11 protein-coding genes are annotated in these 14724 nt (G+C 47.1%); 6 read left to right on the top strand and 5 right to left on the bottom strand.

The genetic code is table 11. From position 1 onward, the window contains the following. Position 1: 1 nt before the first annotated feature. Positions 2 to 748, top strand: coding sequence for a flagellar brake protein (locus KI743_RS04565; RefSeq protein ID WP_285465329.1), 747 nt, complete (start codon positions 2 to 4; stop codon positions 746 to 748). 137 nt (positions 749 to 885) lie between these two features. Here KI743_RS04565 and KI743_RS04570 read toward each other — a convergent pair whose 3' ends face one another. Further along, positions 886 to 3246 carry a Lon protease family protein gene (locus KI743_RS04570; RefSeq protein ID WP_285465331.1) on the bottom strand — a complete coding sequence of 787 codons (2361 nt, stop codon included), beginning with the start codon at positions 3244 to 3246 and terminating at the stop codon, positions 886 to 888. A 258-nt stretch (positions 3247 to 3504) separates the two neighbouring features. On the opposite strand from KI743_RS04570, the gene KI743_RS04575 reads away from it, so the two are divergent. Both KI743_RS04575 and KI743_RS04580 read left to right on the top strand, forming a co-directional pair. Further along, positions 3505 to 3999 carry a hypothetical protein gene (locus KI743_RS04575; protein WP_285465332.1) on the top strand — a complete coding sequence of 165 codons (495 nt, stop codon included), beginning with the start codon at positions 3505 to 3507 and terminating at the stop codon, positions 3997 to 3999. A 13-nt stretch (positions 4000 to 4012) separates the two neighbouring features. Next, entirely contained in the window at positions 4013 to 5641 is a 1629-nt protein-coding gene (locus KI743_RS04580) for an ABC transporter ATP-binding protein (RefSeq protein ID WP_285465334.1), read from the top strand. A gap of 170 nt (positions 5642 to 5811) precedes the next feature. On the opposite strand, the gene KI743_RS04585 is transcribed toward KI743_RS04580, so the two are convergent. Further along, positions 5812 to 7860, bottom strand: a complete 2049-nt coding sequence (locus KI743_RS04585; RefSeq protein WP_285465336.1) for a prolyl oligopeptidase family protein — start codon at positions 7858 to 7860, stop codon at positions 5812 to 5814. A 117-nt stretch (positions 7861 to 7977) separates the two neighbouring features. Then, complete coding sequence (locus KI743_RS04590; RefSeq protein ID WP_032553566.1) at positions 7978 to 8886, bottom strand: LysR family transcriptional regulator; 909 nt, start codon at positions 8884 to 8886, stop codon at positions 7978 to 7980. Positions 8887 to 9069: 183 nt separating this feature from the next. On the opposite strand from KI743_RS04590, the gene KI743_RS04595 reads away from it, so the two are divergent. Further along, a complete protein-coding gene (locus KI743_RS04595; RefSeq protein WP_032553568.1) occupies positions 9070 to 10764 on the top strand; it encodes an L-lactate permease in 1695 nt (564 codons plus the stop codon). A 238-nt stretch (positions 10765 to 11002) separates the two neighbouring features. Next, complete coding sequence (lldD, locus tag KI743_RS04600; protein WP_150868387.1) at positions 11003 to 12145, top strand: FMN-dependent L-lactate dehydrogenase LldD; 1143 nt, start codon at positions 11003 to 11005, stop codon at positions 12143 to 12145. Positions 12146 to 12235: 90 nt separating this feature from the next. Here lldD and KI743_RS04605 read toward each other — a convergent pair whose 3' ends face one another. Both KI743_RS04605 and KI743_RS04610 read right to left on the bottom strand, forming a co-directional pair. Further along, the gene (locus tag KI743_RS04605) at positions 12236 to 12484 is read right to left on the bottom strand and encodes a hypothetical protein (protein WP_285465339.1); all 249 of its coding nucleotides are present in this window, start codon (positions 12482 to 12484) and stop codon (positions 12236 to 12238) included. 23 nt (positions 12485 to 12507) lie between these two features. After that, positions 12508 to 13377, bottom strand: coding sequence for a GyrI-like domain-containing protein (locus tag KI743_RS04610; protein WP_285465341.1), 870 nt, complete (start codon positions 13375 to 13377; stop codon positions 12508 to 12510). Positions 13378 to 13493: 116 nt separating this feature from the next. Here KI743_RS04610 and KI743_RS04615 point away from each other — a divergent pair, with 116 nt between their 5' ends. Then, positions 13494 to 14645, top strand: a complete 1152-nt coding sequence (locus KI743_RS04615) for a PLP-dependent aminotransferase family protein (RefSeq protein ID WP_285465342.1) — start codon at positions 13494 to 13496, stop codon at positions 14643 to 14645. Positions 14646 to 14724: the final 79 nt, after the last annotated feature.

Genomic DNA, 14724 nt, shown 5'->3' on the forward strand with positions numbered 1-14724 from the left:
AATGAACGCACCACTAAAGAGGCCTGTGGAGCCGAACCAATCACTGCAAGATCCGCGAAATCGCACCGTATCAACCATCAACAGCACGGATGCGTTGGCGATGATTGAGCACGGCAGTGAACTGACTCTCAACATAACTACCCCAGTTGGCAGCAAATTCTTAGCCACCACCAAATTCATTGGCACTCACAGTGAAAACTGCATCTTGATTGAAGTCCCTGAAGTCTCATCAGACGATCTTGGCTTTTTCTTTCAAGAGGGCTTTTGGATGACCGTTCGCGCATACTCTTTACGAGGTGAAGGCGCACTGATCCACTTTAGAAGCCAGATTCATCACAATATCGGAGAGCCGTTTCCGCTATTGATTCTATCGACACCAAGCACCATGCAGGTCACTCAGCTACGCAAAGAGACGCGTTATGAGGTAAATCTAGCGGGTCGAATCAACATCAATGATCAGCGTACAGATTGCGAGATCCGCGATCTGTCGAAAAGCGGCTGTCGATTCGTTACCTCGCCGACCTCTAGAAACCTACAGGTTGCAGAGCGAGTATCGATTGAGATAGCGCCGGATAACTACAACGGTCCATTACTTCCCCCACTGAAAGGGGTGATCTGTAACCTTCAAAAATCGACCCACTATGCCCGATATGGCGTCGAATTTGACGAGGTTGGGCGCGCTAATGCACGCAACCTGCTAAGCAAATTGAAGTTTGATGGGACGAAATTACGTCTAAGACAAAGTTAAAAGTCACCCAGCACCAATCTTCCAAGTGCCAAACTTCCAAACGTATACCTAAATAAAAACAGCCATCGTATTTGATGGCTGTTTTCGTTAAGGACGATGACACAAGCTAGACTAACCTTTTACTTGTATCTATCTCGCTATTTTCTCAGCGCATTGAGTTTAGCTTGAGCAATACCAAAGATGGTATCAATTGGATAGCTACCTTCGTCACTTGGCTCACCCGCAGGTTTACCCGTAAACAGCTCGATAGCTTCAGTCACATGCTCAATAGCCCAGATGTTAAACTCACCTTTCTCTACCGCCTTCACGATATCGCTACGTAGCATCAGATTGTGCACATTAGAGCGTGGAATAATGACGCCTTGAGTATTACTGCGCCCTTTGATTTCACACACATCGAAGAAGCCTTCGATTTTCTCGTTCACGCCACCAATAGGCTGCGATTCACCAAACTGGTTCATCGAGCCCGTAATCGCGATGTCTTGACGGTTAGGCTGTTTTGAGAAAGCAGACACAACGGCACAGAACTCGGCCATACTCGCACTGTCTCCATCAACCCCGCCATACGACTGCTCGAAGGTGATGTTGGTGGTTAGTGGCACTTTTGCGGTTTTACCAAACACCGAAGAGAGGTAAGCCGACAAGATCATCACCCCTTTCGAGTGGATGCTGCCACCAAGATCAACGTTTCGCTCAATATCGATCACCTCGCCATCACCGTAAGCAGTCGTCGCTGTGATGCGGTTTGGCGCGCCAAACATATGGTCAGTCGTACTCAGCACCGACAGCGCATTCACTTGTCCGACGGCTTCTCCTTCAACACGCATCAGAGTTGTGCCGTTGGTAAAGGTCTCCATCACGCTGTCTTGCAATCGACCCACACGCAGCTGCTGATTTGCCAATGCTTGTTCAACGTGACCTGCTCGAATTAGATTCGAGTTTGAGCCTTTGGCTACATAGTTGGACTCACGCAACAGGTTCGCGATATGAGCCGAGTGTAAAGACAGCTTGCTCTGATCGCCAGCCTGACGAGAGCTGTGCTCGATGATGCGGGCAATTGCTTTGCGGTCACAATGCAGCATGCCGTTGTCATGAACGATACTCGAAATAAAGCGCGCGTAGTGCAGCTCTGAATCCGCGGTGCGTTTCATTTCATCTTCGAAATCGGCAGTCACGCGAAATAGCTCACCAAACTCCGCATCGTAATGCTGAAGCAGTTGGTAAGTGCGATAATCACCGAACAGAATGATCTTCACATCCAGTGGGATCGGCTCGGGGTCAAGTGAAACCGCCCCTGTTAAGGTGACCTCTTTCTCTAACGAAGTCAGGCTCAATTGACGGGAACGAAGCGCACGCTTGAGACCATCCCAAACGTAAGGCTGCTCTAGCACCTTCACCGCATCCATCAGCAACACACCACCATTCGCGCGGTGTAAGCTACCAGCACGAATCAAAGAGAAATCAGTAAATACCGTCCCCTTGAAGGTCGCCGTCTCAACATAACCAAACAGCGAGTGGTAGTTCGGATTGTCTTCGACAACGATTGGCAGTTGCTGCTCTTTCTGGCTGACCAATACGTTGACTTTGTAGCGGCGAGGCAGTTTTTTATCTAGAGAAGCTGTGGCGATCTCCGCCTGTTCATTGCTTTCTTCTAGGAAGATTTCCGCATTCTCGACGATGTCTTTGCGCAGTGCCGTGAGGTACTTTTTGATCTCTGGGTACTTGCTGTAATCCTGCTTCAACTGTTTGATAAAGTGAGTGATTACATCACGAGTAGTGTCGTCATTCAGCTTCTGGATCTTCTCTGTGTAGGTCTCTTCTAGCTCGGTGAGCTCTCTAGAGATGGTGCGCAACCCTACTTCGAGTGCATCAATACTCTTGTCGAACTGTTCTTGCTCTTCAATAGAGAGTTGGTCGAATGTCTCTTCCGTGTGTAGCTCTTCACCGTTCATCGCCACAAACTGATAGTCACCTTTCGAGGTAATAGTCAGGTTAATGCCCTTCTCTTTCGCCTCTAGACTGATCGCCTCAAGTGCCACCTGCTGTTTGCTAGCAAGCTGGTTCTTCAGCGTATCTGCGCGGCCAAAGTACATCTCGTTATCAAACGCCAACGGCATCGCTTTTAGGAGCTTGCGCATCAGCTTTTCGATATCTTGTTTCAAGCTCGTGCCCACACCGCTCGGTAACTTGAGTACTTTCGGGGTACGAATATCGTCGAAGTTCGCGACATAACACCAGTCGAATAGCTGGTCAGGCTCTTGTGGGTGACGATTAAGGTAACGCAAGATCATGGTTCGTTTACCAAGACCATTACGGCCAATCGCATAAATGTTGTAACCCTTTTCCTTGATCGACATAGCGAACTCGACCGCTTTCTGCGCGCGTTCTTGTCCAACTATCTCATCAATGGGAGCCAGTTCCTTGGTCGACTTACAAGGCAACTTTTCAAGTTCAGCTACCTGATACAGTTGCTCTGAGTTGAGTCTTTGAATCGCCATCGCCGCCTCCTTAATCCTTTTCTTATGGGTATAGTTCAAATAAGTGTAGATGTAATTTCTTCTAAATTTAGTGACTTACACTACATCGCGGTTCAACTGAACAAATAACGAACGATTTCGTCGTAAATCAATGAAACTAACAGAAATCAGTGACACTAAAATGATTTAACATTTGAAACAAAACCAAATGGTTTTTGTTTGCATTTGATAATAAATATCATTAACATTCTTTGGTCTTATAATTTAGAGGCTGAGAAGATGGATTTAGAACGATGCTGGATGCACTACCTTAAAGCGGAACAACTCATGGAGCAGGGCCATTGGCCAGAAGCTCAACGTCTGTATGGCGATGTTCTGAGTTCGCTTCCACACCATATTCAAAATGCCGCTTTCCAAAACGATGTCAAACCTTGTCAGTTTGCTTGCTTATTGACAGGACTACGCGACGCCAGTATTTCTCAAGCAGAAATCCTTAATAAGCTGGGTCAGCAGCAAGATGCCTTTGACACATTGAATCAAACCTACGCCTTGATGCAGTTCATTTCTTTAGAAGATAACTCCCTAATCAAGCGTACTCATTCGCTGCTAGAACAGCAGAGCGAAGAACTCCTCAGACATTTGATCGCTTTTTGCAGCGCACAACGCAACGCTCACTGGATGTTAGAGCTAGAGCAACTTCAAAGAGCGCATCACTACTTTGGACAATTGAAGTCGACACACGACGCCTACCCATCACCTAATGTCTTAAACTGAATAAGGACGTATCATGTCAGACAAAGCCATCCTTAAGGTCAATAACCTTTCCGTGAGTTTTAAAACCAATGATGGAATCATTGATGCGGTAAAGGGTATTAACTTCACACTCAACCCTAGCGAAACCCTCGCAATTGTGGGTGAGTCCGGTTCTGGTAAATCGGTATCTTCCAACGCTCTTATGAGCCTATTACCTGATAACGCCATCATCCATCCAGAGTCGTACATCGAGTTTGAAGGCGAATCGATTCTCGATAAATCTGAGCGTGAGATGCAAGCGGTACGTGGTGATCGTATCGGCATGATCTTCCAAGAGCCGATGACGTCGCTAAACCCTTACCTACGTGTCGGCATTCAAGTGGCTGAAGCCATCATGTGTCACCGCAACGTATCAAAAGCGCAAGCGAAAGAGCGCGTGTTAGAGTTGTTTGATCTGGTGCATCTACCAAACCCAAGCCAAGCCTACACTAAATACCCTCACGAGTTTTCAGGCGGTCAGCTGCAACGCATCATGATCGCTATGGCGCTGATTAATGAGCCAGACATTCTTATCGCAGATGAACCGACAACAGCTCTAGATGTAACGGTACAGGCTGAAGTACTGTCTCTTATCAAAGAGATCCAAGCCAAGATGGGCATGGCGATTCTGTTCATTACCCACGATTTAGGTGTAGTAAAACACTTCGCTGATCGCGTTTTAGTAATGTGTAAGGGTGAATTGGTCGAAGAAGGCGAGACTGTCCCGCTGTTTGAAGCACCAAGACACGAATACACTCGCATGCTGATCAACTCAGTACCAAAAGGTTCAAAAACACCGATTGAAGAGTCAGCGCCACAACTACTGGAAGCGGACGATATTCGCGTTAAGTTCCTCGTTAAGCCGCACTTTATTAAAAGCCGTTGCCAATACTTTGAGGCTGTGAAAGGCATCTCGCTTAAGCTTAAGCAGGGTGAAACCTTGGGCATTGTTGGTGAGTCAGGTTCAGGTAAGTCAACCTTAGGTCGTGCTCTAATCGGTCTTCTGCCATCTACTGGTCGCATTGTTTACAAAGGCCAAGACGTGAGTCTGCTAACTGATAAAGAGCGCCACAACCTTAAGAAAGATGTGCAGATGGTGTTCCAAGACCCATACGGCTCGTTATCACCACGTATGACAGTCGGTGAGATCATCACTGAGGGATTGACCGTCCACCAGCCTCATCTGAGTAAGAAAGAGCGTTTGGAACGTGCACGTAAAGCACTACTTGAAGTTCGCTTAGAACCGAATTCAATCAACCGTTATCCACATGAATTCTCGGGCGGACAACGTCAACGTATCGCGATTGCACGAGCACTGATTCTAGAGCCTTCGTTCATCTTGTTGGATGAGCCAACGTCGGCACTTGACCGTTCAGTACAGCTAACCGTGATTGATCTTCTGAAAGACATTCAAGCCAAACACAACATTGGCTTCTTGTTCATCAGTCATGACTTGTCGGTGGTAAAAGCCCTATCCGATCGCGTATTGGTGATGCAGAAGGGTGAAGTGATGGAGCAAGGTACAGCGGAAGACATTTTCCAAAATCCACAGCATGAATACACGCAGAAACTCATCGATGCATCGTTCGATCTTGATGAAAAACCAAAAAAAGATGCTGCGTAAGTGGAACTAATTCACATTAACAACGTCATAAAAATACATTCTGAAAATTTGCATTAATGGATTGCTACAGAGTGGATATAGCAAATTGGTTTGGCCGCCAAAAATGAAAAAAGTCGCACGGATGCGACTTTTTTTGTACCTCTTTTTTACACCAAAAGAATGAGCGATAGCTAAACGCTCAACTCCTTAACCCCCATATTCCAAAGAGTAAAGGCATAAGTATCTGCCGATAGATCAATCGCTTTGTTGAGCGGCATACCTGCGCCGTGGCCCGCATTCACATCAATACGAATCATCACGGGTTGCTCACCTTGGTGTTTAAGCTGCAGCTCAGAGATAAACTTGTAGGAGTGCGCAGGGACAACACGATCATCGTGGTCCGCTGTTGTCACCAATGTAGCCGGGTAAGATTGGCCTTCTTTAACATTATGAACCGGTGAATAGCCCAGTAGGTACTCAAACATCTCTTTGCTTTGCGCAGACGTGCCGTAGTCGTAAGCCCAGCCCTCACCAGAGGTAAAGGTGTGGTAACGCAGCATATCCAGCACACCAACGGCAGGCAGTGCCACTTGGAACAGCTCAGGGCGCTGAGTCATACAAGCTCCAACTAACAAGCCACCGTTAGAGCCGCCTCGAATCGCTAATTTGCTGTAACTCGTGTAGTTGTTCTCAATCAAGAACTCAGCCGCTGCAATGAAATCATCAAACACGTTCTGTTTCTGCTGCTGTGTGCCGGCGTTGTGCCACGCTTTACCATATTCGCCGCCACCACGCAGGTTAGGCACTGCATAGATACCACCAAGCTCTAGCCAGCTCGCGACATTGCCAGAGAACGAAGGAGGGAGGCTGACATTGAAGCCGCCATAGCCATACAAAATCGTTGGTGCAGCGCCATCAAGCTTAGTCCCCTTTTTATAAGAGATAAGCATTGGCACTCGAGTGCCGTCTTTTGAGCTGTAGAACACTTGCTCTGACTGGTACTGTTCACTCTCAAACGGCGCTTGTGATTTTTCAAACACTTTAGACTCGCCCGTCTCTACATCAAACGAAAAGATGGTTGGCGGCGTCACATAGTTGGTAAAGGTGTAGTAAAGCTCTTTTTGCTCTCGCTCACCACCGAGTCCACTTGCCGCTCCTTGCGCTGGCAATTCGATATCACGCACCTTGTTACCTTGGTAATCAAACTGCTCATACTTTGACAGCACATCCACCATGTAGTGTGCCAACAAGTAACCACCACCGGTTGTGATATCCAGCGGTTGCTCTCGCTCCGGGATAATATCATTCCATTGCTGAGTCTCAGTATCTAGGCTCACCACACGACCGTTTGGCGCATCAAGGTTGGTGTACAGAATGAATTGGCTACCCTGGTTATCAATCAAATAGGTATCACTGTCGACGTGATCGACCACTGTGTGGATTGATTGCGACTCGCTACATAAATCGATGTAGAACATACGATTACCCGATGTCGACTCTTGAGCCAAAATGATCAGGTAGTTGTCGTCTTCTGTGGTGTATCCATGGACGTAACGATGCGCTTGCTCAGGTTCGGCACCAAATACCACCCTATCGCTGCTCTGAGGCGTTCCTAGCTCGTGATAATAGAGCTTATGCTGCTCAGTTCGCGCAGAAAGGTGGCTACCATCGGGTTTGTCGTAACTAGAGTAATAAAAGCCATCATTGCCAAGCCAAGATACGCCTGTGAACTTTGCATCAACAATTTCTGGCTCTAGCTGCTGCTTGGTTTCTGCATCAATTACAAAAATCTTGCGCCAGTCACTGCCGCCTTCAGAGATGCTATAAGCCACCAAGCTATAATCTTTGGAAAATGACACTGAGCCTAATGAGGTCGTTCCGTCTTGCGAGAATGTGTTTGGATCTAAGAAAACTTCTGGCTCGCTGCCATCCTTGCTGCGATAAAGAATGCTGTGATTTTGTAACCCATCATTTTTATAGAAGTAGGTATACTCACCGCGTACAAAAGGTTGAGAACTCTTCTTGTAGTCCTGTGCCTTAGCAATACGTTCACGCAAAGCATCTCGAAAAGGGATATCAGACAGGTAACCAAACGTCAGGGCATTTTGCGACTCTACCCAAGCAGCCGTTTCTTCACTGGTATCATCCTCCAACCAGCGATAAGGATCCTTTACTTGCGTACCAAAGTAGTCGTCAGAGACGCTCTGCTGCTTTGTATGTGGGTAGGCGTTGTTGTTCATTCTTCCCTCTTCCTTAGATTTCAAATGATAATAATTCGCAAATAAGATGACGAATTGATGCGGCTAAATCAAGTAACCAATTGCACCAAAACGTAACCTTAACTAAAGACCAACTGATTAAAAGTAGTGCGAAATCGCCAAATAGCGGGCACGAATGTGCTCAATCAACATCTTGATCTTATTCGGTGGTTGACGGGTAAACGGGTAAACCGCGTAAATGCCCAGTTTTTTACCAACGATATCTGGGAACAAATCCACCAGCTGGCCATTGCGGATATCGTGATAAACCAAACAGCGCGGCACATAGGCAATGCCGTGTCCACCCAACGCAGCCTTTCTCAAAGCCGTCGCGTTATCGGTGGAAAACGAGCCTGAAACACGCACTATGTATTTGTTGTCACCTTGCCCCTCTCGAATGAACTGCCACTCACTTGCACCGGTTGTCTGATAAGCGTATTGCAAGCAGTTGTGTTTGACTAAATCGGTCGGGATGAGTGGTTTACCATTGCGAGCAATATAAGAGGGCGAAGCACATACTACCCATTGCGAGTCGAGAATATGACGTGCAATTAAGCTTGAATCTTCCAGATATCCGGTACGAATCACGAGGTCAAAGCCATCGTTCACCAGATCAACAAAGCGATTATCGAGTGACATATCGACAGTCAGACCCGGATGCATGTTACAAAACTCCGCCACAGCGTCGGCCAATATCAAATCACCAGAAATACTCGGGACAGACATTTTGATGTGGCCGCTGACATTTTCACCAAAGCCTGAAACAGCGTCCATAGCCTCTTGGGTTGCCTGCTTCACATTTTTGGCCCCATGCAAGATCGCCTTGCCCGCCTCAGTCAGCGTTAATTTGCGCGTTGTGCGATATAATAATTGAACACCTATCTCTTCCTCTAAACGAGCGATCCTTTTGCTAACTACCGAATTTGTAAGGTTATTTTGCTCTGCCACCTTACTAAATGAGCCCATTTCTACTACCTGTGAAAACAGGATTAAGTCGTCTGCACGCATGTTATTATGCCAATTTTGGAATTAATTATTTTCATTATTTCCCTATATCTATAAAAAATAAAGGGGTAAATTCACGCCAAATTAACAAACCCATTACAACCACTGCCGTTGTAATAACAAAAAACAATAACGTGTAAGTCACTTCAAACCTAAATGGATTGAGGCAAGGACGAGGAAGTACCCATGAATGAAACTCTATTAGCTCTATTGGCATTTTCGCCAATAGTTATGGCAGCTATCTTGCTGGTTGGCCTAAATTGGCCAGCGAAGAAAGCGATGCCGGTGGCCTTTGGTCTAACCGTACTTATCGCACTATTTGGTTGGGACATGTCGAGCACTCGTGTGTTGGCATCTGTATTCCAAGGTTTTGGTATCACTGTATCGGTTCTCTGGATTGTGTTCGGCGCTATCTTCTTACTTAACACTTTGAAGCACACCGGAGCCATTACAACAATTCGTAACGGATTCACCGACATCTCAGCAGACCGTCGCGTACAAGCCATCATCATCGCTTGGTGTTTCGGTTCCTTCATTGAGGGCGCATCTGGCTTTGGTACTCCAGCAGCTATCGCGGCACCTCTACTGGTTGCTATCGGTTTCCCTGCGCTTGCAGCGGTACTAATGGGTATGATGATCCAATCTACACCAGTTTCTTTCGGTGCGGTAGGTACGCCTATCATCGTTGGTGTAAACAAGGGTCTAGATACACATAACATCGGTGAAAGCCTAGTAGCTCATGGCTCAACATGGGACGCTTACCTACAACAAATCACATCAAGCGTTGCGATGATTCACGCAACTGTAGGTGTGATGATTCCGGTACTAATGGCAATGATGCTGACTCGCTTCTTCGGTAAGAACAAGAGCTGGACTGAAGGCCTAGACATTCTACCGTTTGCACTATTTGCAGGTGCAGCGTTCACCATCCCTTACGCACTAACTGGCGTGTTCCTAGGTGCTGAGTTCCCATCTCTAATTGGTGGTCTGGTTGGTCTTGCAATTGTTGTTACAGCAGCAAAACGTGGCTTCCTAGTACCAAAATCAAAGTGGGACTTCGAGAGCGAAGACAAGTGGCCAGCTGAATGGCTAGGTTCTCTAAAAATCGACCTTGATGAGAACAAAGGCGCGCAGAAGATGAGCATGGCTCGTGCTTGGGCTCCATACGTACTACTTGCTGTAACTCTTGTTGCTAGCCGTGTTAGCCCTGAGTTCAAAGGCTTCCTGAAGAGCGTTAGCCTATCGTTCAGCAACATTCTTGGTGAAACTGGCGTAAGCACTGCGATTCAGCCTCTTTACCTACCGGGCGGTATCCTAGTATTCGTTGCTCTGGTTGCTGTTCTGATTCAAGGCCGTAGCGCTGCGCCACTAGCGAAGGCATTCGGTGAATCAAGTAAAACACTAATTGGTGCAGGTTTCGTACTGGTGTTCACTATCCCTATGGTTCGTATCTTCATCAACTCTGGTGTGAATGCGGCTGACCTAGCGAGTATGCCTGTAACAACAGCAAACTTCGCCGCTGACCTTGTAGGCTCTGCTTTCCCTGCATTGAGTGCAACAGTGGGTGCTCTGGGCGCTTTCATCGCGGGTTCAAACACAGTATCGAACATGATGTTTAGCCAATTCCAGTTCGAAGTCGCTCAAACGCTGACTATCTCGAGTGCGGTAGTTGTTGCTCTACAAGCAGTAGGTGCTGCAGCAGGTAACATGATTGCGATTCACAACGTTGTTGCAGCATCAGCAACAGTAGGCCTACTAGGCCGCGAAGGTGCAACACTACGTAAGACAGTTATCCCAACGTTCTACTACCTAGTAATGACAGGCATCATTGGTCTTGTGGTTATCTACGGATTCAACGTTACTGACGCGCTAATGCGTTAAGCTTAAATTCGGCGGTGTTCATATCACCGCCACCCAACTTGGCGTCAGCGTTCATTCCCCGACACCGCGAACGTTTGTACTGGTTACTCGTTGACTACGCACCTTCTGGAAGCCAGCGACCTAGCAATTACTGTGTACGTTGACGCCATTTTATTTCCAAACGCCTGTTCCAACTGGCACCACATTCGACAGAGTAAGCCTTCGAAGAGAGGCGAACCCTAACCTTAGGATAAAGATTATGATTATCTCCGCATCTACAGACTACCGAGCTGCTGCCAAATCTAAGCTACCTCCATTCCTTTTCCATTACATTGATGGTGGTTCTTACGGCGAGCACACTCTGCACCGCAACACAGCAGACCTAGCTGAAATCGCGCTTAAGCAACGTGTTCTTAATGACATGTCGGAACTGAGTTTAGACACTGAACTGTTCGGTGAAAAACTAGCAATGCCTATCGCACTTGCTCCAGTTGGTCTAACAGGTATGTACGCTCGTCGCGGTGAAGTTCAAGCGGCTAAAGCAGCAGACAACAAAGGCATCCCATTTACGATGTCGACAGTATCGGTTTGTCCAATCGAAGAAGTGGCTCCTAAGATTGAACGTCCAATGTGGTTCCAGCTTTACGTACTTAAAGATCGTGGCTTCATGAAGAACGTTCTAGAGCGCGCAAAAGCGGCAGGCGTAACCACTCTCGTGTTCACTGTAGATATGCCAGTACCAGGCGCTCGCTACCGTGATATGCACTCAGGCATGAGCGGCCCGAACGCAGCTGTACGTCGCATTTTCCAATCAATGCGTCATCCAAGCTGGGCATTCGATGTGGGTGTATTTGGTAAACCACACGACCTTGGAAATATCTCCACTTACCGTGGCACACCAACCAAGCTAGAAGATTACATCGGCTGGTTAGGTGATAACTTTGACCCATCTATCTCGTGGAAGGATCTCGAATGGATTCGTGACTTCTGGGATGGCCCAATGGTGATCAAAGGTATCCTTGACGAAGAAGATGCAAAAGACGCAGTTCGCTTTGGTGCCGATGGTATCGTGGTTTCAAACCATGGTGGTCGTCAGCTTGACGGCGTACTTTCAAGTGCAAAAGCCCTACCTGCGATTGCCGATGCAGTAAAAGGTGACACTAAGATTCTGGTCGATTCTGGTATCCGTACTGGTCTTGATGTAGTTCGTATGATGGCACTGGGTGCAGACTGTACTCTACTAGGTCGTTCATTTGTGTACGCACTAGCAGCACAAGGCCAAGCTGGTGTTGAGAACCTTCTTGACCTTTACGACAAAGAAATGCGTGTAGCGATGACGCTAACAGGCGCGAAAACAATAAAAGATCTTACCCGCGATTCACTGGTTAACTTGACCAAGTAAGCGACAATAAGTAAGACGGAAGCCTAAGAAAACATTTGGGCCACCTCTACCTCCGGAGTGTGGCCTTTTTTATACCTGTAACTTAGACGATCACAGTTGTTCAGCGAGCTCTCCAAGCGCCTTCGCATCTAACGCTTCTGCCTGAGCACCTTGGGCAATCAAATCAATCACCTTGTAGTCACTCATATCACCAAACTCCGTTTTCAGGTAGTCACGAAACGCCTTCTCATTCGGCCATTTACCACGGACTACGTAACCCTCATCTGGGTCAAAATCTTCTGTTTCAAAAAATGAAAAGTCGGTGCTGCCGATGTTGTGACAGTAGAGAACAAGATACATCGCGTTTCCTTAACGAATTGAAATTAGTAAAAACTAACAGGGAGATAGAAGTCCAACTCAAAAGCTTCTTCATTATTGAGAAAGTGGTTTTGATGATAGTGAACATATGCTGGTGTCGAACGCTGCTTGAAGCCTGAACTTGGCAACCATTGCTCTAAAACCTGACTAATCTGGGGCAACAGTTCACCATAAATACCAGTAAGACGAAACACCGCATGCAAACCACCCGGTATCACCATCTGATTGACCACACTGCGATATTTAATCGGCTCATCAATCGCAATACAGGCAACATAACGACATTGGTCCATTTCAACCCACGCAGGGTTTGAGTGATGCAGTCCAAATTGGCGACTAAAATCGCGCTCTTCAGCATTTGCCCACGCTTTTAAGATAAGCCAAGCATTACGTATCGAACGATTGTATCCAGTATGCCTAACGTAAGCCGCCAAACGCGGTGCCACCTCCATAATCTTAGGTGCAGGCAGTTCCCTTTGTGCGACACGATGGTAACCCGCCGCAATCTCAGCATCTTTGAGATACGGCTTTTCTGCTGTTTGTAGATCGTGCTTTCTCCACTCCCCCGGCGCCATATGAAAGGTCGCCTTAAATGCGCGGCTGAACGACGAGAGCGAGCTAAAACCACACTTGTTGGCTATCTCAGCAACAGAAGAGCCGGTATCAAACATCAATTGATTCGCCGCATACTCCATTCGGGTACGACGGATGTATTGATGAATCGACTCTCCCACCACACTCTTAAAGATTCGGTGAAAATGCTGCTCTGAATAAGCGGCGACTTCGGCTAACTCTTTGGCAGGGAGTTCCTTGCTGATGTCTTGATGAATGTAGAAGAGCACATCATTGATTCTGGATATGTGTTGGCGTGACATTCTCTAAATAGCATAAATGGACATATTTAAGAGCATAAATGGGCACATCGATTTTTTCAATGCCATGTAATATCACTGGATAAACAAAAAAAGCAGACACAACGAGATAACTACACATGGAAATCGCAAAATCATTACAACAAATCCAGTCTTCCTATATTCGCGAAATTCTTGCCGCTGCGAGCGACAAAAACGTCATCTCCTTGGCCGGTGGTCTGCCAGATGAACAAACATTTCCGATTGAGCTGATGAAGCCGACCCTAGAAAACTTAGCGAACATGCCAGAAGTGTTTCAATACGGTTCAACCGCAGGTTACGGCCCGCTGATCGATCACCTTAGCGATACCTACCAATTGCCAGAATCACACACTGCGATGATCTGTACAGGCTCACAGCAAGGTTTAGATTTGATCGCTCGTGCTTATGTTGATCCGGGCGATACGGTTGTAATGGAAGCGCCAAGCTACCTAGGTGCAATGCAGGTATTCGGTTTAGTACAAGCGAACATTGTGACTGTTTCTCAAACTGAGTTCGGACCAAACCTAGACGAGCTCGAAACCTGCTTCAAACAACAAGCACCGAAAATGTTCTACGCGGTACCGGATTTCCATAACCCAACGGGCGTATGCTGGACTCTAGAGAGCCGCCAACAAGTCGCTGCGCTTTGTGAACAATACAACGTCGCTTTCATTGAAGACGCACCTTATCGTGAACTGCGTTTTACCGGCTCTGAGCTGCCACTTGTATCGTCGTTCTGCCCAGATCACTCAATCGTACTGCGTTCATTCTCTAAGATTGCTTCTCCAGGTCTGCGTATCGGCGCGGTAACCGGCAAACGCAGCTACCTTGAACCACTTATCAAGGTTAAACAAGGCGCTGACCTACACTCAAGCGTTCCAATGCAAGCGCTTCTGCTTGGTCTTCTTAAGCACCAAGATTTTGGCCTGCACATGGAGAACATCCGCTACCTATACAAATCTCGCTACGAGGTGCTGTTCTCTGAACTAGAGCAGAAGCTGCCTCAAGGTTGTGTATTGAAACCTGTTGATGGTGGCATGTTCATTTGGGTTGAGATTCCAGAGTGCGATACGTTTGAACTGGCGAAGAGCCTACTTGGTAACGGCGTTGCGGTTGTACCAAGCCCTGTGTTCTACCCAGATGCAAATGGTGCCAAAGCGGCATTGCGCCTTAACTTCACTAATGCAAATCCAGATGAACTGCGAGAAGCAGTGTCTCGCTTAGCAGAAGGCTTAGCGGCGATTAGCTAACTTCTAGAAGAGTTGATGACGATTGGGGCGATTGCTGTTTCATCCTAATGGCAGCCAGTGCTAAAATGCCCCCAAATTA

The sequence above is a fragment of the Vibrio sp. D420a genome (assembly GCF_030248625.1).
GTDB lineage: Bacteria > Pseudomonadota > Gammaproteobacteria > Enterobacterales > Vibrionaceae > Vibrio > Vibrio fortis_A.